The following is a 22,403-nucleotide window of genomic DNA, read 5'->3' as shown; positions in this document are numbered from 1 at the left end:
GCTTTTTTATTGTGTAAAAAAGTATGCATCGCAGTAAAGCAATACCCGTATTTAATGCAATGCTTATTTAGTAATAACAGGATAGTAAGCACTTAACAATAAACTCACCATTTTGGGAATAAGAGGAATCAAGATGTCAAAAATCGTAAAAGTGATTGGCCGTGAAGTTATGGACTCACGCGGTAACCCAACAGTTGAAGCTGATGTTCACCTAGATACAGGTGCATGGGGGCGCGCATGTGCGCCATCTGGCGCATCAACTGGCACCAGAGAAGCACTTGAGTTACGAGATGGTGATAAGTCACGCTATTTAGGTAAAGGTGTATTAACTGCAGTTAACTTCATCAATGCTGACTTAGCACAGGCGTTAGAAGGTAAAGATGCGTTAGCACAGCGTGATGTTGATCAAATTATGATTGACTTAGATGGCACTGAGAACAAAGAAAAGTTTGGTGCAAATGCAATCTTAGCGGTGTCTTTGGCAACGGCAAAAGCAGCAGCCCAAGAAAAAGGTGTTGCACTATACGAGCATATTGCTGATATCAATGGCACATCTGGTCAGTATTCAATGCCAGTACCAATGATGAATATTATCAATGGCGGTGAGCACGCGGATAATAACGTTGATATTCAAGAGTTCATGGTACAGCCTGTTGGTGCATCAAGCTTCCGTGAAGCATTACGCATTGGTGCTGAGATATTCCATAGCCTGAAAAAGGTGTTGAGTGCTCGTGGTTTAAATACAGCAGTTGGCGACGAAGGTGGCTTTGCGCCAAACTTAAAGTCAAATGAAGAAGCGCTTGAAGTGATCACTGAAGCAGTAAATGCTGCAGGCTATGAAATGAACAAGGATGTAACACTTGCGCTAGATTGTGCTGCATCAGAGTTTTATGTTGATGGTAAGTATGACCTAAAAGGTGAAGGTAAAGTATTCGACTCAGAAGGTTTTGCTGGTTTCTTAGCTGATTTAGCCGCACGCTACCCAATTATCTCTATTGAAGATGGCCTAGACGAAAGTGATTGGGCTGGTTGGAAAATCTTAACCGATAAAATTGGCGACAAAGTACAATTGGTAGGTGATGATTTATTCGTAACGAATACGAAAATTTTAACACGTGGTATTGAAGAGAAAATTGGTAACTCGATTTTAATCAAGTTTAACCAAATTGGTACACTATCAGAAACACTTGACGCGATTAAAATGGCGCAAGATGCTGGCTTTACAGCTGTAATTTCTCACCGTTCTGGTGAAACAGAAGATGCAACGATTGCCGATCTTGCAGTAGGAACAGCCGCCGGTCAAATTAAAACTGGTTCACTATGTCGTTCAGACCGTGTTGCTAAATATAACCAGCTACTTCGTATTGAAGAAGCGCTAGGTGAAAAAGCAACTTATAAAGGTCGTAGTGAAATCAAAGGCCAATAAATAATACGCCTGATAAAAAGCCGCTTTCTAAAGCGGCTTTTTTGTAACTCAGGTTCAGTAAGGGCTGTTTGCAATTAATAAAAGACAAGATCACCCTTGAAAGTGATCTGCTAATATTTGTTGCGTGAATTGTGTTTTTAAATAAAACCCTCTTGGTAAAGTTTTGGTAATTTGACCATTTGGACCGATGACGTCAGTCAATGCTTTACTGTTTGCAGCTTTTGGCCTGATCTGCATTACTTCTCCGAGATGACCCGATATCTGCTCTATCTCTCCTAATGCGATAAGTTCAATCTGTTCTTCCCAGTCCCTTTGTAATTGAGCTATTTGATATGCATTAGGTTGCCATAAAAAGCCGGACCCAATGACTCGTTCAACTGGCTGCAATGCTCTTTCGGCTAAAATAGGGAGCCAAAGTACATGGGCCAATTTTTTTTTAACACTGCTATTATCAAATGTTGCGCCGGTTAGGCCTGTCAGAGGTACTGTTGTCACGTAGGTCGTTTCAAGCGGTTTGCCATTGTACCCGATAGGTAATGATTTTAATTCTATACCTAACCGCTCGAAATCTGGAACGGGTTTAGAGCCTGCACTTGCGCCAAGTACATATTCTAATAACTGTCCCGGCCAACCTTTTTCTCTAAGTAAGTGCTCAGGTGTTTTAAATTGATATTGATTGGCGAGTTCGCCCAATGTTACTCCTGCGATATCGTTTACGCGTTGCATGAGCTCATTTATCGTCTCTGGCGGGTTTGGTTTTCGCACGACTTTACCTAGTTAATGAACAAAATGGAGATGCGAATATTGTAACCTAAATATTTATATTTCATGAGCGGTTAATGGAATTACATGTGTAGAGTTTGTGTGGGGAGTGCTGATATTTTGGCGCCGAGGCGTTATGGTGAGTTTAGTTGCGACGTTTGTAGAAAAAGCTCAGTTAGTTTTCATTGTGATTATTTGCTCTAATCAAAATTATCAAACGTAGTTGAACCAGTAAGATAGGAACCTAGTGAAAAGCTTAAGCTAAAATAAGAGTGATCTTACCAATTGTGTGGTGGTTTTTTGTACTCTTTGTTTTTTGTTCAAATAAAAACCGTATATTTATACAGTGTTTAGTCTTAAGTTGTTGATACTAAATGAAATGGCGCTGTTAAGTAAACCGGCATATATTGGTTACTGTACTAGATTTTGGATAAATACAACTATATGAACATAATTATCCACAGAAACTGTGGAAAAGCTTACATATTTCAACTTAAATTGTGGATTTGTTTGTATATTGCACTTGTTTACTGATTTTACCTATCAAGCTGTGGATAACTTGAGGGAAAGCGTGAATAATATTTGCTGTGTGACATAAGTTGTGGAACAATCATTAAAAATCGACTTATAAAAGAGGCACTAAGGTGATTGATGCCGAAGGCTTTCGTGCCAATGTCGGAATTGTTATTTGTAACAATCAAGGACAGGTGTTTTGGGCGCGCAGATATGGACAACACTCTTGGCAGTTTCCCCAAGGCGGTGTTGATGAAGGTGAGACCCCTGAACAAACAATGTATAGAGAGCTCAACGAAGAAGTCGGGTTAAAGCCTGAGGACGTTGAAATTGTTGCTAGCTCAAAGCATTGGTTAAGGTACAAGTTACCAAAACGGTTGATCCGACGAGATTCAAGCCCTGTATGTATAGGTCAAAAACAAAAGTGGTTTTTGTTAAAGCTTAGATGTAAAGATGAGGATGTCGATTTATTACATACTCACCATCCAGAATTTGATGATTGGCGTTGGGTGAGTTACTGGTATCCGGTCCGGCAAGTTGTTTCATTTAAAAGAGATGTGTATCGTAGGGTAATGAAAGAATTTGCGCCGTTTGCAATGCCTTTTCATAAAAGAGAGCATAGCCATCGCGAACAACCATGGCGTAATCGTAAATAGTAAGTGAGGCACTGTGTTAGCGACATTACGGAGTATTGTAGAATCTGTTGCACAACAGCCCACTTTAAATGAGGCGCTTACCCGTTTTGTGTTCATGGTTAAAGAGGCTATGAACACAGAGTGTTGCTCGATTTATTTTGCCGATTATAGTAAAGATAACTTTATATTAATGGCCAGCGATGGCTTAAACCCCGAGGCAATAGGGCATTTTAGTGTTGGCTTTACTGAGGGGCTCGTTGGTCTGGTCGCACAGCGAGAAGAGCCAATCAATATTGCCCATGCACAGTCCCACCCAAGATTCAAACATGCACCAGAAGTCAATGAAGAAGGCTTTAATGCCTTTTTATCTGTACCTGTCGTTCATCAGCGAAAAGTGCTGGGAGTCATCGTGGTGCAGCAGCGTGTTGCGAGAGTATTTAGCCATGATGAAGAGTCATTTCTTATTACTTTATCGGCACAGTTAGCGTCTCAGCTAGCACACGCTGAAATACAGTCTTTACTTACTCATGAAGCTTCTTCACATCAAACCTCCGTACTGAAAGGTGTGTCGAGCACGCCCGGTATTGCAATAGGAGAAGCCTTTGTTGTACTACCAAAGCTAGAGTTCTCTAGTGTGGACTCACAAAAGGTGGCGGACCCACAATCGCAACGAAGCCTTTTCTTGCAAGCGGTGGCTGCAACAAGACAAGAGTTTCATGTACTTGCTAATACGTTAAGTGAGCATATTCCAAAAGAGGCCTTGGCTGTTTTTGACGTATACCAGCAGCTGCTCGATGCACGCAGTTTGGGCCTTCAAGTTGAACAGCAATTGGCTGAAGGGTGGTGTGCTAAAAGTGCGCTAAAGCATGTTATTGAATCTTTGGTTTCTCAATTTAATGAGATGCATGACCCCTATATTAAAGAGCGAGCGGCCGATGTTAAAGATATTGGGTTGCGGATTTTACATCATCTGATGGCGACAGAACACGCAGTTAAAGTCTATCCTGAAAATACCATCTTGGTGACACATACATTATTACCTTCCATGTTAGCTGACATACCAAAAGAGCGCTTAAAGGGGGTCGTCAGTGTTCAAGGTGCGGCAAACTCTCACGCGTCTATTTTGACTCGCGCTATGGGGGTTCCTGCGATTTGGGGGATTGAAGATATTCCTTTGTTACAACTTGACGCAAAGGATATTATTTTAGATGCATATTCAGGCCGTGTATACATCTCTCCCTCGCATAGTTTGCGACAAGAGTATGAACAACTCAGGCATCAAGATAGTGCGTTACATGATAAGTTTGAAGCTGAGCATGCATTGGAGTCTGTCACTTTAGATGGTGAGCAAGTCAGTTTGTTACTTAACGCTGGTTTGGATTTATCTACAGAACAAATGACGGCACATTACTGCGATGGTGTTGGTTTGTATAGAACTGAATCATGGTTTATGCAAAAAGGCCAATTTCCCACACAAAGTGAGCAAGAAAAATGGTACCGAGAGGTATTAAGTCGATACCACCCAGATCCGGTTGTAATGAGAACACTTGATATTGGCGGTGATAAGGTTTTAGAGTATTTTGATATTAAAGAAGAAAATCCATTTCTAGGGTGGCGTGGTATTCGAGTCTCACTGGACCATCCTGAAATATTTTTAGATCAAATCAAGGCGATGATCAAAGCAAACGTTGGGTTAGGTAATTTACGTATAATGTTGCCTATGGTGAGTCACACAGATGAGATAGATGAGGCTCAATTGTTAATTGAGCAAGCGTATTTTGAGTTGCAGGATGAGTGGGCTGATCAGTTTCTATTAGTCGATAAACCAGAAATGGGAGTAATGTTAGAGGTACCATCGAGTGTATACTTACTAAAGGATTGGGCGGAAAAAATTGATTTTTGTTCTGTAGGGAGTAACGACTTAACACAGTATTTATTAGCTGTGGATCGCAATAATACACAAGTTGCAGAATTATTTGACCCTTATCACCCAAGTGTTTTACGTGTTCTCAACCAGATAGCAAACTCGTGCCAAGACATTGAACTACCATTTAGTTTATGTGGTGAGTTAGGGGGCGAGCCAGAGGGGGCCATTTTATTGGTGGCGATGGGATATCGTAGACTGAGTATGAATATCTTGTCATTAAATAAAGTGAAGTGGGTGCTTAGGCGTTTACGAGTTGAAGATATGGAACTGTTACTGAATGATTGCTTAGTACAATCTTCGGTTAAGCAGGTGCACAGGTTATTACGCAGCTTCATGATAAAGCATGGTTTCAGTGAGTTGTTGTACCACTCAAAATAATTACTTCGATAGTGTCTAATACACAAGAATACGTTAATATAACGGCGAATAATAAAAAGAGATAAAATAATGTCCGACACCATGTTATTGATAGCTTATTGTGCTGTATTAGGCTGTGGCGTTGGTTTTTTAGCCGGGTTATTGGGTATTGGTGGTGGGTTAATTATTGTGCCAGTATTGAGTGGCATTTTACGTCATTTTCAAGTGGTAGATTCATCTTTGGTATTAATTGTTGCAATCGCAACATCACTGGCATCAATCTTGTTTACATCAACTGCTTCAGCTTTGGCTCACCATAGAAATAGCAATGTGCCATGGGAAATTGCCCCTTGGGTTATTGGCGGAGTTGCTGGTGGTGCATTAATGAGTGGCTTTTTAGCTGGGTCATTACCAGAATCGGTCATTAGGATCATTTTCTCTGTAAGCTTGGTACTCATTGCATTAAAAATGGTATATAGCAGTACAAAAACAGAGCAAAAGATTCGAACGTTACCTAATCATCTTGTTTTAGCCAGTTTAACCGCTATGATGGGAGGGCTATCAGCAATGATAGGCATTGGAGGGGGCGCGTTATTAGTCCCCTTTTTGACTTATTTTTCTGTTGATATGAAAAAAGCAATTGGTTGTGCCTCTGTGTGCGGTATTGTTATTGCGCTCTTTGGTTCATTAGGGTACGTGACTTCTGGTAGTATCCATAATACGTGGGCTGAAGGCTTTGCTGGTTTTGTCTATTTACCAGCTCTGCTTGGTATTGTACTAACATCATGGTTTATGGCGCCACTTGGTGCAAAGGCCACACAGTTCTTACCAATTTCTATAATTAAAAAAATATTTGCTGCATTACTACTGGGTATTGCCGCTAATATGATAATGCATTAAAGGACAGTTATGGCTCTGCAGTTCCCTGAAATTGATCCAATTATATTCTCAATTGGTCCATTAAGCGTACGCTGGTATGGCGTTATGTACTTAATAGGTTTTACATTTGCTATGTGGTTGGCAAATCGTCAAGCAGAAAAACCTAACTCTGGTTGGACAAAAGAGCAAGTGAGTGACATGTTATTTTATGGCATGTTAGGTGTCATATTAGGTGGCCGAATAGGCTATGTATTATTTTATCAATTTGGCCACTTTATAGAAAATCCTTTATATCTATTTAGAATAGATCAAGGTGGCATGTCTTTTCATGGCGGTGCGCTGGGCGTTATTGCCGCAATTATTATTTTCGCTATTCGTACGCAAAAATCTATTTTATCAGTCGGTGATTTTGTTGTGCCATTGGTCCCTGTTGGCTTATTAGCTGGACGCATTGGTAACTTTATAAACGGAGAACTATGGGGCAGAACAACGGATGTCTCGTGGGCGTTTGTATTCCCTACCGGTGGTCCTCTACCTAGGCATCCATCTCAACTTTATGAAGCCTTTTTTGAAGGTCTAGTATTATTTATTATACTGATCTGGTTTGCTAAAAAGCCAAGGCCAGCTGGTAGCGTCGCGGGTCTATTTTTATTAGGTTATGGCGCGTTCCGATTCGGTATTGAATACTTCCGCGAACCTGACGCACATATTGGCCTATATGCAGGTGTTATATCTCAGGGTCAAATATTGTCATTACCTATGGTAGTAGCTGGTGCCGCATTGATGGCTTGGGCATACAAAAGTAAGTCAGAAACTCAATCACAAGTATCAAATTAAGTTAGATAAAAGATGAAACAATATTTAGAACTTATGCGCCATGTTAAAGAGCAAGGCACAAAAAAAGAAGATCGAACAGGTACTGGTACCGTCAGCGTATTTGGTTATCAAATGCGCTTTAATTTACAAGAAGGCTTCCCACTTGTAACAACCAAAAAGTGCCATTTACGGTCAATTATTCATGAGTTATTGTGGTTTTTAAAAGGTGAAACCAATATTGCTTATTTGAAAGAAAATGGCGTAAGCATTTGGGATGGTTGGGCTACAGATGAAGGTGAACTTGGGCCAGTATATGGCAAACAGTGGCGCTCATGGAGTGGCCCAAACGGTGAAGTAGTTGATCAAATTCAAGAGTTAATTGAGCAGATTAAAACGAACCCTGACTCTCGTCGCTTAATTGTGAGTGCTTGGAATCCCGCGTTGTTGCCCGATACACAATACACGCCCAAGGAAAATGCGCAGCAAGGTAAGCAAGCACTTCCACCGTGTCATACGTTATTTCAGTTTTATGTACTGGATGGCAAGCTATCTTGTCAATTATATCAGCGTAGCGCTGATATTTTCTTAGGTGTTCCGTTTAATATTGCAAGCTATGCTTTACTGACAATGATGGTTGCACAAGTCTGTGATTTAGAGCCGGGGGATTTTATTCATACATTTGGTGATGCGCATTTATATTCTAATCATATGGAACAGGTGGATGAGCAATTATCACGTGTGCCGTTTGCAAAACCAACAATGAAAATAAACCCAGAAATAAAGGATATTTTTGGCTTTACGTATGATGATTTTGAGCTTGTTGATTATCAGGCTCATCCACATATCAAAGCGCCAGTGGCTATTTAGGAGATAAAATGAAAGCCGTTATACCTGTTGCGGGGCTAGGAACTCGCATGTTACCTGCAACAAAAGCGATTCCAAAAGAAATGCTACCGATTGTTGACCGACCTTTAATTCAGTATGTGGTAAGTGAAGCAGTCGCTGCAGGCATTAAAGAAATTGTGTTGGTAACACACTCAAGTAAAAATTCTATTGAAAATCATTTTGATACCAGTTTTGAGCTTGAAGCCACGCTTGAAAAGCGAGTGAAAAGGCAGTTACTTGCAGAGATACAGTCAATCTGCCCTAATGATGTGACAATTATTCATGTAAGGCAAGGTGAAGCCAAAGGCCTTGGCCACGCAATTAATTGTGCAGCCCCAATTATTGGCGATGCCCCTTTTGTGGTTATGCTTCCAGATGTATTAATTGATGACGCAGCCAGTGACTTACGCAAGGATAACCTTGCAGAAATGTTAGCGCGTTATCAAGAAACAGGGAAAAGCCAGATAATGGTTGAGCCTGTTGCAAATGAAGATGTTAATAAATTTGGTATTGCCGACATTGGTGACGTAGTGCTTAATGCAGGAGATAGTTGCGATCTAAATTTACTGGTAGAAAAGCCAGCCATAGATCAAGCACCGTCTAACCTTGCTGTGGTAGGTCGATATGTTCTCAGTGAAAAGATCTGGCCATTACTTGCTAAAACGCCTTTGGGTGCGGGGGATGAAATTCAATTAACAGATGCTATTGCAATGTTGATGGATGATGATGCAGCGCAAGCCTATGCAATTAAAGGGCGTAGCCATGATTGCGGTAGTAAATTAGGTTATCTACAAGCCAATATTGAATACGCTTTACGACGGACTGAGTTTGCGGATGATTTAAAGGCGCATATTAACGCGATATTATAGAAGTTGTTTAGAGGGTGGCCGATAGCCGCCCTCTAAACGACAAAGAGTGCAAAGGATATGTTGAATTTTAAAAGGTTACGAGCATGTTTAAGCCTGTGCTTTGTTATGGTTACAGTAGCTGGTTGCAGTCGCTCTGTACCTCTCCCTTCCCAACAGCCAACTGATACCAGTGAATTTATCACCCGAAGCGAGGTTGAGCCTTTTTTAACACAATGGAACAGTCAGAAAGAGAGCCTAGACCGATTAGCTGCATTAGAAGGGGATTTGAAAATATTATTGGAGTTGGTCTCTAAACAGGTGAATGTTACAGAATTACCTGAATCTCTAAGAGGCGAGATTAAGCAGATTGAACATAGGGCTGAAAATCATACCTCGGGTGAAACAACAGAAGTCAGTGTAAAGCTAGGAACATACTTTAACGCTTTACGTGCCGATACAGCATTAAAAAAGTTTAATATACAATTCCCTGAACTAGCTTCGGCAATGAATACTCATATAAAGAAAATTAACCTAAACCAGAGTGAACGGCATATATTGGTGGGAGAACAGTTAAGCTCAATGCAAGAAGCTCATGAGTTGTGTTTATTATTAAAACAATTATCACAACGCTGTGAGGTGATCACAACTGACTTAGCCCTCTGAATTGTATGCTTTTAACTCAGGTTTTTGGTACTATATTATTATTTTTTGCAGAATATTCTGAAAATAATTAAATTAATCTAAAGTTATGCTATAAATAGACGATAAATGGAAGGCTAATAAATACAGCCAATTTAAATATATAATGGAAATAAGGATATATTATGAATTTATCAATCAAAAAAATTGCAGTAGTTGCGGTGCCAGCCCTGTTATCACTTTCTTCTTTCTCAGCTATCAGTAAAACAGCATCATTTACAGCCTCAGTAGAAGTTAAAAATACATTTGAGTTAAATGTTGTCGATCAATTGAACTTTGGTAAGATCAGAGCAAGTGCTGATACCACAGGTACAACTCAGGCAACATTAGTGATGCCAGCAAATCCGAACGCCTCAGCCGTTGTGGCTAATACCGCAGATGCCGTGATCGCTATTTTAGAAGAAGGCGCACCGGCTAAGTTTACCATTGAAGGCGTTGCCGCATTTACTGAATTAACAATTACAGACCCAACAGAAACTGCCATTACAGCAAAAGATTCAGCACCTCCTGGCGCAGCTGCGTTCACATTGGGCACATATGAGTACTTCGTTGTAGAAGGGGCTGATGCGGGCTCTTTAGTTGCTGCTAATAGAATACAGGTAGATGGCGATGGTAAGGCTACGTTTACATTAGGTGCCACATTATCAACTGATGGCTCTACGCCAACCAGTGATTACATTGATGGTGCTTACGAGGGCACATTTTCTGTAGAAGTAGCCTACTAAGGTTGACGCTTTTTACGGGTTAAATGGTATATCTCGATGAAGTGTACGGCATGGTTTTTATTGCTGATGTTACTTTATATTCCATATTCTAAGGGGATAGAAATTGATCCCCTTAATTTTGGCATCATTGTGATCCCCGATAACTCTAAGCCACATACATTAGTATTATCTGCTAATAATACATCTCGTAGTGATTCACTACATATAATACAAACCGGTAACCCTGCTAAACTGTTGTTTGAAAACCTGCCAGCTAGAAAGCAAGTGTTTTTTAGCGATAATGCAGCTGCTACAAGGCTAACTAGCCCGTCTACAGGTAATTACTTTACGATTGATACTTTACTATATCGTAACTCAGTATTTACTGATGAAGTTGGGGCTGTTTTATTATCTGTTGGTGCAAAAATAAGCACTTCGGGTAATGCCATGTCGTATAACGATGGTGCGTATTCAGGATTAATTGAAGTTACCCTTTCTTATTAAGCTTATCTCTATGCGTTATTTTTCAAATTTATTTATTATATTTACAAGCTTATTTTTCTGCGTTGATGCACTTGCTAACTTAATGATCACACCTACACGGGTTAGTTTAGCTGAGCGAGACCGAACGACTAAAGTGTATATAATCAACACTTCCAATGAAACTAAAACATATCGTTTGATTTGGACTGAAAAGCTTGCGAAGTCAGAAGGGGGGTATTTAAATCATGAGGGGCTACTGCCTACTTCGCTTAGTCCTATGATGCGTATGAGCCCGAGCCAAGTGACATTAAAAGCGGGTGAAAAGCAGGTCGTAAAGCTGGCAGTGAGAAAGCCTAAGGGACTAAAATCTCAAGAATACCGATCACACCTTCTATTCCAAGCTTTGCCAAATCAAAGCCCAGCTGCGGAAAAAGAGCTTGGGATAAATCTAAATATGGTTTTAAGTTACTCTATTCCTGTAATCTTAAAATATGGATCTGATTTACCGAAAGTGTCTATATCTGACGTTAAAGTTGCGAAAGATAAAGTCAGCCTCAACTTTAATCACACTGGTGACTTTAGTGCCTTTGGTGATGTTGCGGTTTATTTTAATAGTAAAAATAGTTCAAAACCTCAGCGTATAGGCTTAATCGCGGGTTATAGTATTTATCCTGAGTTAACTTCGTTAAGTACCACGCTTAAATTCTTAGATGGCTTTCGAGTGACAGAACCTGGCGATATTACGATTAAATATATGGGTAAAGAAGAATATAAAAAAGTCTTATTTGCTGAAAAAACCATCAACGTAGACTCACTACTGTAACTCTAGATGCGCTTAATTCATTGCTTTCTAGTGAGTGCGATCTTTGTTAGTAGTTATGCGTTGAGTGCTGATAATGAGCGCCTCACTCGCATTTTGGATGTTTTACGACAACTCGACAGCAAGATAGTGCAAGCGAAAACCCGTGCTATTAACAATGCTGCTGCACGAGAAAAGCAAGGGGTGGGGATCCCCGAAGGCGAAATGCTGTTTTTTTCAACCTTCATTAAAGGAAATAATTACTTAGGGGAGGTTGTGGCGGTTAAAAGTCAAGAGGGAGCTTGGTTGGAAATCGTGAGCTTATTTGAAAGTTTGGGGTTTGCTATCGACGTTACATCAATGCAAGCTTCAGGTTGGTTTGCCGATCCTAATAAGCAATTCACGTTTGATTTTGAGTTACTGAATGGTCAAAGTAATGCTCAAAAGATCACACTAAAACAGTCTGATCTCTATATTGATAATGGCGATATATTCGTGTCGTTTTCTGTGCTTGAAGCTTGGTTCTCATTAGCGCTACAGATTGATTACAGCGTACAAGAAATGTATGTAGAGTCTAAATATGTTTTGCCTATTGAGGCAAAGTTAGACCGTTTAAACAGGCTAACGGGACAAGCTAACGTGTCGCGAGAATCCATTATGCCCTGGAAACCAAGCCCTTACCAAAGTCTGTCTTCACCGTTGGCAGATGTGCAATTTGGATATACAAAACGTAATTCAAAAGACGCATTGTCCTACTCTGTCCTTGGCGCACAAGACCTTGCTTTTTTTCGAAGCGAATACTTTATCTCAGGTAAAGAAGGTGATTTTTTTAATCAATCTCGAGTTCATTTATCACGTGAAGATACTGAAGGTGGCCTGCTGGGTCAGCTTGGTGCTACTAAATTAGAAATGGGGGATGTATTACCAACAAAGGTAGGTTCTGATGGACAGTATACGTATGCGCGTGGAGCGAGAGTAAGTAATTATGCTATTGGACATGTAAAAGATGTCAATGTCACCATTATTTCAGGTGCAGTTCAATCTGGCTGGGATGTCGAACTCTATCATAATGGCGTGCTCATAGAGCAATTAATCGATCATACACAAGGTCAGTATTTATTCGATGATATTCCGCTCTTGTATGGCCACAATGAATTTGAAATCATTTTGTATGGACCTCAAGGTCAAGTAGAGCGGCGTACGGAGCAATATATTATCGATGGAAATACATTGACCAGCAATCAACGTTTTTATGATGTATCAATCACCCAGCAAGGGCACAGGATCATAGATAGTAGTAAGTATAAGGTGTCAGATAGTGGTTGGCAGGTAGCTGGACGCTTTGAAACAGGTCTGAGTGATCAGATGAGTATTTTTGGTGCAGGTTCAATCATAGATAATGAGCGTGGACAAACTGCACACAATATTGCTGTGGGGTCAAATATGAGCTTAGCCAATCGTGCGCTTATTACTGTTGATGCACAGTCTTCAAGTAATAAAGACAAAAGTGTTTCTGCCTCTCTAAGAAGTAAAATTGCACAACAGTCAGTGAGGGCGCTTATGAGTTATCATTCAAAACCTGTATTGAATGACCTCAATAGTTCGGATACGTATATTCAGAAAAAACTTGGGCTGGAATTTACTGGTGAACTGTTTAATAACAGTTATGGGCGAATGAGTCATCAGAGTAGCTTGTTTCACTATAGGGAAGGGGAAGGGTCTCGACAGCGGCTATCTCAGTCATTGAACTATGTAAACGGCGTATTCGGTTTAGGCAATCAAATAACTTGGGTGTCGAATGAACACAAAGATAAGGTCAGTACCGGCATTGCCAGAGTGCAAAGTAGGTATGGGCGTGTATTTGGCAGATTATCTATGGGGTATCAAATTCAGCCTGAGCGCAAAGTTAGAGATTATAATCTTGAACTAAATACCACTTTATCTGAACAATGGCAGCTGCAGGCTGGGGTTAAAAATAATGTGGATGATGATAACACTGAGGGTCGCTTATCCCTCAATTGGCAGTCAGACAAATTGAGTCTAAATAGTTCCATGGCATTTGACAGTAATAATGATTGGCAGTTTGGACTATCAGGGAGAATGAGTTTAGGTGCGAGCAAATTTGGTTCACCGTACTTTATGTCTAGAAGAGGACTTACAGGTCATGGTACCGCAATGATACGTGTGTTCTTAGATGAAAATGATAATGGGGTATTTGACGCAAATGAGTTGCCTGTAGAGGGTGTAAAAATCAATGCAGTACAAGCTCATCGATTTGCTTCTTCTGATGAACGTGGCATTGCGTTGTTATCAAGTATGGTTGCAAATAGACGCACCGATATTTTGATTGATACCGACAGCATTGACGATCCGTTTATGGTACCTGCTGGCGATGGACTATCTATCACTCCGCGCTCTGGGTATGTTGAATATTTGGACTTTCCATTAGTTAATGCCAGCGAGGTGGAAGGAAGCATTTATATTGAAAACGGCAACGTTTTGCCCTATGCGAAGGTCAAGCTTGTTGATGAACAAGGCGTGAAAGTAGCGGAGACTGAAGCAGCGTATGATGGTTACTATTTATTCACTAATCTTCGGCCGGGTACTTACCAAGCCCAGTTAGAATCGGCACAAGTGAATAGTAAGAGTTTGAAGGTCAATGAACAAGTAACGGTTGAGCTGCCTGTTCATGGTGAAGTCGTTGCAGGTGTTGATTTTACTTTAGCAGAATTGAAGAAAACACAAGGGTATACAGCCAGCTTAGGAAAATTTACTTCTTTAAATACATTAAAAATATATTTAATGTTGACGAAGGAAAAATTAATTAACGCAATGGTTATGAAACCATTTTATATCTATGATGAATTGGAGAAAAAGTATATTTTGGCCGCCGGCTTTTCGATAAGTACGACCAAGACCTTGCATGATGTATGTGACAGAGTCAAAGAGAAAGGGCTTGCGTGTGAACTGGATAGCACACTGATCCGCCACTAATTAAAAGGAATTATGATGTATTACAAGTTTTTCATTCAGTTTTGGTATATATGTTTACTGGTCTTGAGCATTACAGGCTGTAAAAGTACATCAACGAAGAAACCTGAAATAGTAGAGTTAACAAAAAAGGAGTATCTGGAGCTGATTGAGGTGTCAGAGCAGTGGCATGAGTCAAAAGAAGGGATACAGCGCTTATTGTCTGTGGAAGGTGACCTGAGAATGTTGATAGGGCAGTTAGATGTTTTGGTTAAAGAGGAAACGTATAGTGAAAAGCCGGTAGTGGCTTCTACTCCTCGACGTGAGAAATTCACCGAAACATTGACGCCATTAGACGATAAACCTGAACCACAACCTGTGTTAGAGAATGTTAAAGATGACAATTCGATTATAGCACTTAAGTCAGAGCAAAAAACGCCAGCAGGAAAGCCTATTGTAAGTACAGTTACCAAAAAAGACCTTGCTCAACCCATATCTCCTGCAACGCAACCGGTTGAGACAAATAGGGCCTCAGCACTTTATGCGTTACAAGTTGCTGCAGTAACGGAACAAGAAAGAGTGCAAAAATCATTAGACGCTGTTGTGAAAAAAGCGCCTGAGGCAGAGAGGTTAGCTGTGAATGTTGAAGTGAAAAATATTAGAGAGCAACAATACTATCGTCTTAAGCTAGGGGCGTTCAGTGATAAATTTGCAGCCCAAGCACAATGTGACCGACTGAAATTAAAACAGGTGAGTTGCATAGTGAGTTACTATACTGAGCAGGGAAATACTGGGCTACTTTAGACACTAATTTTAGGTATGCTTTTTGCATTAGTTACCCAAACTTTATTGGAATACTGACAATGCAATATTTATTATTGATACTAAGTGTACTTTTGACTGGCTGTCAGCTTGTAGAGGAACCTGCCCCTAAGCATGTGGCCTATATGGCGCCGGCTAAAACAATGGCGCCTTATACGGTGCATGAATATGTCAGCAGCTTAAGTGTACAATTAAGCAATATCACGGGTATGCGAAAAAATAATGCGCGTATTGCCATTACGAGCTTTTTTGATGCACAAGCGCTTAATTCGGGTTTGGCAGATCAGCAAGCCGTTGGTTTAAGCCAACAAATACAAGAAAGCTTACTCACCCAGTTTACTCAGCTTGGTTATCATACGATAGAACATCGATTGGATGGACATATCACGTTATTAGATAACGCAGAAAGCATTTTAAGCCGAGATGTAAACACCTTAAGGTTACGCCAAAATATTGACTTTGTTGTGACTGGAACGCTCACACAACAGCAACACGCCTATATTGTCAATGCAAGGCTCATCAATATGCAGGATGGGCGGATCGTATCTGCTGCTACTACTGAAATCCCAATCAATACGATGTGGACGGATGAAAAAGTGCAGCAACGTGATGGCTTGATTTACCGAACAGAATATTAAGAGGATTTATCATGAAACATTTTTTGATCTCGATAACATTACTGTGTAGTGCCGGGTGTTCTATGTTTACAGAAAAAATGGGTATGCAAGCAGAGCAGACTATCGCAAATGACGCACGTTCTGTGGCAGCACCTATGGCAAATGCAGAGTTATTTCAGTCTAAACAAGCGGTGCCAAATACCGCCTCTCAAATGGCATCGGTAAGTCGTAAAAATATTAACCACTACGTGCGTGGAATGATGCAAGACATGGCAGAAAACCTGCAGTATGTGAATCAGAAAACACCACTGGCAGTGTCGAGTTTTGTATTTTTAGATGATGAATATGATGATGCCTCACTACTGGGTAATCAGTTGTCAGAGAGCTTTATGCATGAACTTCATCATTTTGGCGTATCAGTGATTGACTTTAAAACTACGGATTATATGCGGGTCACGCCACAGGGGGATTTTGTTTTCAGCCGGGACTACTTAGAACTCAATGAAGAGCAAAACTTTCAATATGTTTTGGCCGGTACCTTGGTTAACCATCAAGGTGGTGTACTGGTGAATGCTCGGATCATTGGACTGATGAGTAAAGCGGTTGTTGGCTCTGCACAAGGATTCATTCCTCAGACAGTCGTTGATGCACTGGGTAGCAGTTATCGCACAGATGGCATTATGATGAAAAAAGCAGGTCGATGAGGTAACTATGATGAATCGTAACAGAAAAACGTATTTGGCATGCGGCATCGTGATGTTAATGACAGGATGCAGTACCACTGATTGGTATGCAGTAAAAAGCCCTGCAAAACCTGCTGAGTCGCAGACCGTGATCGAAAAGATGATAATGCAGGCCAGTCAACATGAAGAACACGAACAGTTGACTGTAAATCAAGTCTATACCCCACATAGTCATCATGTAAAACTAGAAAGCTACGTTGAGCAAATGGCACTTGATCTTGTAGATACCATGGTGTCTGATCAAGCAATTAATATTGCAGTGGTGTCTTTTGTTAATTTAGATAAAACTTTGCAAAAAAGCACGCAACTGGGTAATCAATTATCGGAAACATTTATTCACCAATTGCAAAAATTTGGCTATGGCGTGGTTGACTTTAAAACCACCGATCAAGTCGCGGTAACGCATTTTGGAGACTTTGTTTTTTCAAGGGATATACAGCAACTGTCAGGCGAAAGGATCGCGAGCCATGTCTTGTCGGGGACTTTGCTGTATCGAGCGAATGGTGTTGAAGTGAATGCTCGGGTGATTGATATTGATTCGAAACGTGTTATAGCAAGCAGTACTAAATTGGTGCCAAGCTATGTCCTTAACAGCGCCGCAATTGGGTCTTAATGACGTTTGCTGTACTTAGTTTTATAAAAAGAGGTTTACATCAGCCTTAATCTTAATGGCAATCAATATCATTAATTATTTCTGGTGTAAATTTTGTTAGTTAGTCCATCTCATTTTTTATTCTGTATTCTACTGTGTCTGCCAAGTGTTACATTTGCTAAACCCGTTGACTTACCCATTAACCTAATATCTGTGACTGACAAAACTGAAGTGATTGAAGTTGTCGGAGTTAGAAAACGGCTATATCAACAAGGATTACTGAAAGACAGTACAGTAAAAACTGAATTAATCTCACAACAACAGATCAAAGCAAATCAAGCGGCTAACTTAAGTGATGCTATATCAAATTCTATTGGTATTCGTGTGTCTAATGAGTGTTCAATGTGTGGTGCCAAGCGTGTCATGATAAATGGCTTAAAAGGTGAGCATACCAATGTCTTGGTTGATGGGATCCCACTACACACTATGTTATCTGGTTTTTATGGGATGGATGCTGTCGCTATGTCTGGCGTTGGTCAAATTGAAATAGCAAGGGGCGCTGGCGCATCCCTCACTGCGCCAGAAGCAATTGGTGGCACCATAAACTTAGTAACACAAGTACCGACAAATAGTGGTGGAGATCTTGATGTCTCAGTGGGAAACATGGGCTATAAAAAAGCCGCTTTAATGGGCTCGCTAGTACCTCAACAGAAAAATATGAGCGCCAGTGTGATCCTTCAGGTCGATGAACGAGAGCAGTTTGATGGTGACAAAAATGGGGTGAGTGAAAACCCCTATTTAGACAATACATCGCTGACCACACTTTTTTCATACGATTATGACCGCGACACCAATATGAGGCTAAGGCTTAATCACACTAAATCGGAAGTGTTTGGCGGGCCTATGTTGGGTGATATCACGGCATCTATTGAAGACGCGATTGCGAGTGAAAAGTTAGGTACCTCAGATAACTTATTTGAAAACGGTCACGTAGCGAATCGTTATATCGGTCAGCCCTGGCAAACGGCAGAATGGGTTAAAACTCAGCGCAATGAAGTACTCGCCTCAATACTGCACGACTTTAATACGCGTTTAAATGGCACTTTTAGTCTGGCGCATGTTAATCATAAACAAGTCTCATATTATGAAGGTATAAATTATGATGCGACAGACACAATGTATTACGCGGATGCGCGGTTTAATTTTGACTTAAATGCGTCGCACCTTATTACTTTTGGCGTGGACTATCGTAAAGAAAGAATGCGATCGCATTCAGATGCTTTAATTGGTGTAGAAAATTATGTATCAGATAGTTTTGATTACCTTGTACAGGGTATTTATATAAAGGACTCTTGGATGGTAACACCTGCACTGGAAAGATCTGCGGCGGCGAGGCTTGATAGTATTAAAGCCGATTTTGTTGACCTAAAAAACCGGGTGTTGAAATAGATAAAACCCTATTATCACCGCGTATTGATAGCCGCTTTTTTCACACTGATGAATTAACCTCTAGACTGTCTTTTGGTCAGGGATACCGAGCACCCTTATCATTCTTTGAAAGTGATCATGGGATTTTAGATGCGGAAAAAGGGTATTTATTGAATGTATCTGAACCAGAGCGATCAACGAGCATCAATTATTCTCTGAATTTTGAAAATGCGCTGTGGGTAAGCACTTTATCGATGGCGCACACATCAGTCAAAGATTTGGCTACGTTAGAGCATAATACATTAGGAGTGCCTGTATTAAGCCAGCTTAAGGAAACTGCTCGAGTGCTCGCGGTAGACTTCTCAGCGACCTGAATATCACAGTCACTGGCGAAGCCTATCACTACAATGATGTATTTAAAACGTCGTTTGCCATTGCACCGATAGAGCAGCGAGCGACAGTATCAATTAATTGGCAACATGAATCACATACAGTTGATGCTTCTTTGGTCTATATACCGAGCAGAGATCTGTCAGATTATCAGTATTCAGGGTATGAAAATCGATTTGCAACGCAACAAAAGCCGACGTCTGTATCTGCTTTTTCAACCTTGGATGCCAAGTACAATTATAAGCTAAGAGCATCTTTGGGATTATACGTCGGAGTGAATAACTTGTTTGATTATAATCAGGGGAGTGAGGGAAGTTCACCATTGCTATTTGATGATGAAGGTGGGTACGACGTAACGTATATTTATGCGCCGCTGCGAGGGTGGCTCATATATGCGGGGTTTGATTGGGCATTTTAAGCTCGTACGTCTGGTTGTATGGATAGGGTTAACTTTAAGCGCGGGTTTGAGTTATGGCTTTGTAGAGTTGCCTTTAAAAAGGCTAGATAGTCAAACTTATAGTTCGTTGCAGGCATTACACAGCTCGGCAATGACTCTCAGTTTTTTTACCCCAGAATGCGCATGGTGCAAGAAACAGCATCGCGTATTGAAAGAGTTAAGTATTGTTTGTCGGGGTATAAACCCTGTGATGGTCGGAATAAATGGAAATGACAGCGGCTATAAACGCGCACTTCGACGGATGTCTAATGAATTTCCGGCGATTATAGCGCCGAAGCCGTTACATGCTGGGCTAGAAAATAACCATGTTCCTCGCATCATCGTGGTGGGTGCTGATTGGCAGGTTGTGGCTAATTTGGTGGGGTATGTTGATAAAGCATCACTCATGGTTACTTTTCGACAAGAGGGGATATGCGCATAACGCGTTACCCCAATTGTTGTATTTATAACTGATTTAATTGGCTATATATGACTGTAAGCGCTTCAAATACCGTTATAAATTGTTATACTAAAATTGCTTTAGAGGTCCCCGTAGTTTAATGGATAAAACAAGAACCTCCTAAGTTTTAGATGCAAGTTCGATTCTTGCCGGGGACGCCATACATTTTATTTTGCCAAATAATTTTCAAGGTCGTCTGAACCACCAATATGTTCACCAGCAATAAATACTTGAGGTACAGTCTCGCGTCCGCTCATTGCTTTTAAACTTGTTGATGTGATGTCTTGCCCAATCACGATTTCTTCATAGCTAAAGCCTTGCTCAGACAATAAGCGCTTTGCTTTTTCACAGAATGGGCAACCCGCTTTGGAAAATAGGCTAATGGCTTGTGGTTTAACTTGATCCGGGTTGATGTAATCTAGCATGGTGTCAGCATCAGATACTTCAAATGGGTCACCTGCGACATCTGGTTCAATGAACATTTTTTCGATAACGCCATCTTTTACTAGCATAGAATAACGCCAGCTACGCTTGCCAAAGCCTAGGTCGTTTTTATCAACGAGCATACCCATTCCATCGGTAAACTCTCCATTTCCGTCTGGTAATAAACGGATATTATCGGCTTCTTGGTGTTGCGCCCATGCATTCATTACAAAAGTATCGTTCACTGATAAACACACTATTTCATCTACGCCATTTTTAGCAAAGGTGCTTGCTAGCTCATTATAACGAGGTAAGTGAGTCGATGAACACGTCGGTGTAAAAGCCCCTGGTAGTGCAAAGACAATTACTGTTTTACCTTTAAATATTTCATCGGTGGATACTTTTTCCCATTGTTCATTATTACGGGTGGAAAAAGTAACCTGTGGAATAGTTTTACCTTCGATATTGCTTAGCATAGTGCGCTCCTTTAATTTGATGCCGCTATTATGATGGTTCATTCACATTCAGTAAAATTAATTACTTAGATTAAAGCAATCTGTTTTTTTAATCAGTCGCTGACACCATCAGTTTAGACTAATTAAGGGCAAAAGCGTCATCTTCTTTAATAATGACTTGAACAATGTCATTGAGTTGAATGTTACTCAGTGGTCGAATATGTAAATTGGTGGTGATAGCAGTTTGCTCGTTTACTTGAATAACTTTAAGCTGGTCAATTGTTTGCCTATGGTTACTTAACATCATGCCTTGTTGAGTCGTAAAGTTGTTTTTTTGCATTATGGCTAAAGTTTGTCCTGCTTTTATACCATGTGCTTTTCCTAAGTTAATTGCGAGTCTGTCGCCATCAATATGTAAAATTTTTCCTTTTGTTGGCATACAACCTATAGCGGTATTGAGGTCCTGTGAGACTTTATTAAATACCCCTTGTATTTGGCTACCGTAGTTAGACTGCCAAAATTGATCACTGTACACATCGATCAGCGTGGTTTTCTCGAATGGCCATACACCTTGCACTGCGTAGTGGTTTTGCCATACTTGCTCTCTGGTCAATGCATCATAAAGCGCAAAGTCTACCTTAAAGCTGCGTAAGTACCGGTCACCCTCCCAAAAAGCGTAATCACTGTTAAGCTGTTTACCTTGTGCTATGTCCGTAATTTGGCTAAACAACACATACTGACTGTTGCTGTTGTTACTCAAAGTTTCAATTAAGGCTGGGTCATAGTCGAACCTTTGAGAGAAAAAAGGTCTCACATTTATTGCACTATTTATATAGGGTATGGCTTTGATGGCCGTGGCGCGCCCACTGAGCGTATTATATAGTCTTTGTGAACTGGCTTTTGCTATGTCAAATATTTGACCTAAGCGTGCTTGATGGGGTTGGATAAGTTGACTTTGTGTGACGGTAACTTGTTTATGAAACTGTTGCTGTGTACATTGCTCTTTGGTTGAGTAAATATCTAAATGAAGCGTGACTATGTAATCGTTGTTATTTTGCTCTTCACTGACAAGCGTTGCTTGCTGTATTTCAGCATGAGCTTTGATTTTCAATTGATCTTGGCTTAGCAAGCCATCAGCAACAGTTTGTACACTGCTGACTGTCGCACCTGAAAAGATTAACGCCTGTGTAATAGCATCTTTAACTGCCGCTTTTCTTGCGTCAGCTACATTACTATCGAGTATATTTGCATAACCTGTTACCTCATACCACTCTGCTTTGGCGATAGTAGTGTACAAAAATGCTGTAAAAATTAAGACTAACTGCTTCATGACT

23 protein-coding genes and 1 tRNA gene are annotated in these 22,403 nt (G+C 40.6%); 21 read left to right on the top strand and 3 right to left on the bottom strand.

What is annotated here, in order from left to right:
* Positions 1-133: 133 nt before the first annotated feature.
* On the top strand, positions 134-1,426 hold the full coding sequence (gene eno / locus PCIT_RS05770) for a phosphopyruvate hydratase (protein ID WP_010362212.1): 1,293 nt from the start codon (positions 134-136) through the stop codon (positions 1,424-1,426).
* 90 nt (positions 1,427-1,516) lie between these two features.
* Here the strand turns inward: eno and mutH are convergent, their stop codons facing one another.
* A complete protein-coding gene (mutH, locus tag PCIT_RS05765) occupies positions 1,517-2,191 on the bottom strand; it encodes a DNA mismatch repair endonuclease MutH (RefSeq protein ID WP_010362211.1) in 675 nt (224 codons plus the stop codon).
* Positions 2,192-2,832: 641 nt separating this feature from the next.
* On the opposite strand from mutH, the gene rppH reads away from it, so the two are divergent.
* The 20 genes from rppH to PCIT_RS05665 all read left to right on the top strand — a co-directional run bounded on the left by rppH (position 2,833) and on the right by PCIT_RS05665 (position 20,352).
* Positions 2,833-3,357 carry an RNA pyrophosphohydrolase gene (gene rppH / locus PCIT_RS05760; protein ID WP_010362210.1) on the top strand — a complete coding sequence of 175 codons (525 nt, stop codon included), beginning with the start codon at positions 2,833-2,835 and terminating at the stop codon, positions 3,355-3,357.
* A 13-nt stretch (positions 3,358-3,370) separates the two neighbouring features.
* The gene (ptsP, locus tag PCIT_RS05755; protein ID WP_010362209.1) at positions 3,371-5,641 is read left to right on the top strand and encodes a phosphoenolpyruvate--protein phosphotransferase; all 2,271 of its coding nucleotides are present in this window, start codon (positions 3,371-3,373) and stop codon (positions 5,639-5,641) included.
* 69 nt (positions 5,642-5,710) lie between these two features.
* A complete protein-coding gene (locus tag PCIT_RS05750; RefSeq protein ID WP_010362208.1) occupies positions 5,711-6,520 on the top strand; it encodes a sulfite exporter TauE/SafE family protein in 810 nt (269 codons plus the stop codon).
* A 9-nt stretch (positions 6,521-6,529) separates the two neighbouring features.
* Positions 6,530-7,336: a prolipoprotein diacylglyceryl transferase gene (lgt, locus tag PCIT_RS05745; RefSeq protein WP_010362207.1), complete on the top strand. Its 807-nt coding sequence runs from the start codon at positions 6,530-6,532 to the stop codon at positions 7,334-7,336.
* A gap of 12 nt (positions 7,337-7,348) precedes the next feature.
* The gene (locus tag PCIT_RS05740; protein ID WP_010362206.1) at positions 7,349-8,182 is read left to right on the top strand and encodes a thymidylate synthase; all 834 of its coding nucleotides are present in this window, start codon (positions 7,349-7,351) and stop codon (positions 8,180-8,182) included.
* An 8-nt stretch (positions 8,183-8,190) separates the two neighbouring features.
* A complete protein-coding gene (gene galU, locus PCIT_RS05735) occupies positions 8,191-9,069 on the top strand; it encodes a UTP--glucose-1-phosphate uridylyltransferase GalU (RefSeq protein WP_010362205.1) in 879 nt (292 codons plus the stop codon).
* A gap of 57 nt (positions 9,070-9,126) precedes the next feature.
* Positions 9,127-9,711 carry a hypothetical protein gene (locus PCIT_RS05730; RefSeq protein ID WP_010362204.1) on the top strand — a complete coding sequence of 195 codons (585 nt, stop codon included), beginning with the start codon at positions 9,127-9,129 and terminating at the stop codon, positions 9,709-9,711.
* 161 nt (positions 9,712-9,872) lie between these two features.
* Positions 9,873-10,472 (top strand): DUF4402 domain-containing protein, encoded by a 600-nt coding sequence (locus PCIT_RS05725; RefSeq protein WP_010362203.1) that lies wholly within the window; start codon positions 9,873-9,875, stop codon positions 10,470-10,472.
* A gap of 36 nt (positions 10,473-10,508) precedes the next feature.
* Positions 10,509-10,955 carry a DUF4402 domain-containing protein gene (locus PCIT_RS05720; RefSeq protein WP_010362202.1) on the top strand — a complete coding sequence of 149 codons (447 nt, stop codon included), beginning with the start codon at positions 10,509-10,511 and terminating at the stop codon, positions 10,953-10,955.
* A gap of 10 nt (positions 10,956-10,965) precedes the next feature.
* Positions 10,966-11,757, top strand: a complete 792-nt coding sequence (locus PCIT_RS05715) for a fimbrial biogenesis chaperone (protein WP_010362201.1) — start codon at positions 10,966-10,968, stop codon at positions 11,755-11,757.
* 30 nt (positions 11,758-11,787) lie between these two features.
* Positions 11,788-14,727: a hypothetical protein gene (locus PCIT_RS05710; RefSeq protein WP_157592916.1), complete on the top strand. Its 2,940-nt coding sequence runs from the start codon at positions 11,788-11,790 to the stop codon at positions 14,725-14,727.
* Between the two features lie 12 nt (positions 14,728-14,739).
* Positions 14,740-15,507 (top strand): SPOR domain-containing protein, encoded by a 768-nt coding sequence (locus tag PCIT_RS05705; RefSeq protein WP_084622711.1) that lies wholly within the window; start codon positions 14,740-14,742, stop codon positions 15,505-15,507.
* A gap of 59 nt (positions 15,508-15,566) precedes the next feature.
* Complete coding sequence (locus PCIT_RS05700; RefSeq protein ID WP_010362198.1) at positions 15,567-16,163, top strand: FlgO family outer membrane protein; 597 nt, start codon at positions 15,567-15,569, stop codon at positions 16,161-16,163.
* Between the two features lie 11 nt (positions 16,164-16,174).
* The gene (locus tag PCIT_RS05695; RefSeq protein WP_010362197.1) at positions 16,175-16,846 is read left to right on the top strand and encodes a FlgO family outer membrane protein; all 672 of its coding nucleotides are present in this window, start codon (positions 16,175-16,177) and stop codon (positions 16,844-16,846) included.
* A 7-nt stretch (positions 16,847-16,853) separates the two neighbouring features.
* Positions 16,854-17,498, top strand: a complete 645-nt coding sequence (locus PCIT_RS05690) for a FlgO family outer membrane protein (protein WP_040698381.1) — start codon at positions 16,854-16,856, stop codon at positions 17,496-17,498.
* Positions 17,499-17,591: 93 nt separating this feature from the next.
* On the top strand, positions 17,592-18,926 hold the full coding sequence (locus tag PCIT_RS05685) for a TonB-dependent receptor plug domain-containing protein (RefSeq protein WP_162144431.1): 1,335 nt from the start codon (positions 17,592-17,594) through the stop codon (positions 18,924-18,926).
* A 149-nt stretch (positions 18,927-19,075) separates the two neighbouring features.
* On the top strand, positions 19,076-19,279 hold the full coding sequence (locus tag PCIT_RS05680; protein WP_052023345.1) for a hypothetical protein: 204 nt from the start codon (positions 19,076-19,078) through the stop codon (positions 19,277-19,279).
* Positions 19,280-19,410: 131 nt separating this feature from the next.
* Positions 19,411-19,713, top strand: a complete 303-nt coding sequence (locus tag PCIT_RS05675) for a TonB-dependent receptor (RefSeq protein WP_157592914.1) — start codon at positions 19,411-19,413, stop codon at positions 19,711-19,713.
* Positions 19,688-20,173, top strand: a complete 486-nt coding sequence (locus PCIT_RS05670; protein WP_010362195.1) for a thioredoxin domain-containing protein — start codon at positions 19,688-19,690, stop codon at positions 20,171-20,173. The genes PCIT_RS05675 and PCIT_RS05670 overlap by 26 nt, the downstream gene beginning before the upstream one ends.
* A 104-nt stretch (positions 20,174-20,277) precedes the next feature.
* Positions 20,278-20,352, top strand: a tRNA-Arg gene (locus PCIT_RS05665).
* A gap of 6 nt (positions 20,353-20,358) precedes the next feature.
* On the opposite strand, the gene PCIT_RS05660 is transcribed toward PCIT_RS05665, so the two are convergent.
* Both PCIT_RS05660 and PCIT_RS05655 read right to left on the bottom strand, forming a co-directional pair.
* Positions 20,359-21,090, bottom strand: coding sequence for a glutathione peroxidase (locus PCIT_RS05660; protein ID WP_010362194.1), 732 nt, complete (start codon positions 21,088-21,090; stop codon positions 20,359-20,361).
* A gap of 118 nt (positions 21,091-21,208) precedes the next feature.
* Complete coding sequence (locus tag PCIT_RS05655) at positions 21,209-22,399, bottom strand: flagellar assembly protein T N-terminal domain-containing protein (protein WP_010362193.1); 1,191 nt, start codon at positions 22,397-22,399, stop codon at positions 21,209-21,211.
* Between the last annotated feature and the right edge of the window lie 4 nt (positions 22,400-22,403).

Origin of the sequence: Pseudoalteromonas citrea, from assembly GCF_000238375.3 — a bacterium.
Lineage (GTDB): Bacteria > Pseudomonadota > Gammaproteobacteria > Enterobacterales > Alteromonadaceae > Pseudoalteromonas > Pseudoalteromonas citrea.
The sequence above is the reverse complement of the archived record's forward strand: the minus strand, read 5'-3'. Positions and strand labels throughout refer to the sequence as shown.

Coding starts and splice junctions, on each gene's coding strand:
- eno (WP_010362212.1), top strand. CDS start 134: ATGTCAAAAATCGTAAAAGTGATTGGCCGTGAAGTTATGGACTCACGC.
- PCIT_RS05750 (WP_010362208.1), top strand. CDS start 5,711: ATGTCCGACACCATGTTATTGATAGCTTATTGTGCTGTATTAGGCTGT.
- lgt (WP_010362207.1), top strand. CDS start 6,530: ATGGCTCTGCAGTTCCCTGAAATTGATCCAATTATATTCTCAATTGGT.
- PCIT_RS05740 (WP_010362206.1), top strand. CDS start 7,349: ATGAAACAATATTTAGAACTTATGCGCCATGTTAAAGAGCAAGGCACA.
- galU (WP_010362205.1), top strand. CDS start 8,191: ATGAAAGCCGTTATACCTGTTGCGGGGCTAGGAACTCGCATGTTACCT.
- PCIT_RS05730 (WP_010362204.1), top strand. CDS start 9,127: ATGTTGAATTTTAAAAGGTTACGAGCATGTTTAAGCCTGTGCTTTGTT.
- PCIT_RS05725 (WP_010362203.1), top strand. CDS start 9,873: ATGAATTTATCAATCAAAAAAATTGCAGTAGTTGCGGTGCCAGCCCTG.
- PCIT_RS05720 (WP_010362202.1), top strand. CDS start 10,509: ATGAAGTGTACGGCATGGTTTTTATTGCTGATGTTACTTTATATTCCA.
- PCIT_RS05715 (WP_010362201.1), top strand. CDS start 10,966: ATGCGTTATTTTTCAAATTTATTTATTATATTTACAAGCTTATTTTTC.
- PCIT_RS05705 (WP_084622711.1), top strand. CDS start 14,740: ATGATGTATTACAAGTTTTTCATTCAGTTTTGGTATATATGTTTACTG.
- PCIT_RS05700 (WP_010362198.1), top strand. CDS start 15,567: ATGCAATATTTATTATTGATACTAAGTGTACTTTTGACTGGCTGTCAG.
- PCIT_RS05695 (WP_010362197.1), top strand. CDS start 16,175: ATGAAACATTTTTTGATCTCGATAACATTACTGTGTAGTGCCGGGTGT.
- PCIT_RS05690 (WP_040698381.1), top strand. CDS start 16,854: ATGATGAATCGTAACAGAAAAACGTATTTGGCATGCGGCATCGTGATG.
- PCIT_RS05670 (WP_010362195.1), top strand. CDS start 19,688: ATGCGGGGTTTGATTGGGCATTTTAAGCTCGTACGTCTGGTTGTATGG.
- PCIT_RS05660 (WP_010362194.1), bottom strand. CDS start 21,090: ATGCTAAGCAATATCGAAGGTAAAACTATTCCACAGGTTACTTTTTCC.
- PCIT_RS05655 (WP_010362193.1), bottom strand. CDS start 22,399: ATGAAGCAGTTAGTCTTAATTTTTACAGCATTTTTGTACACTACTATC.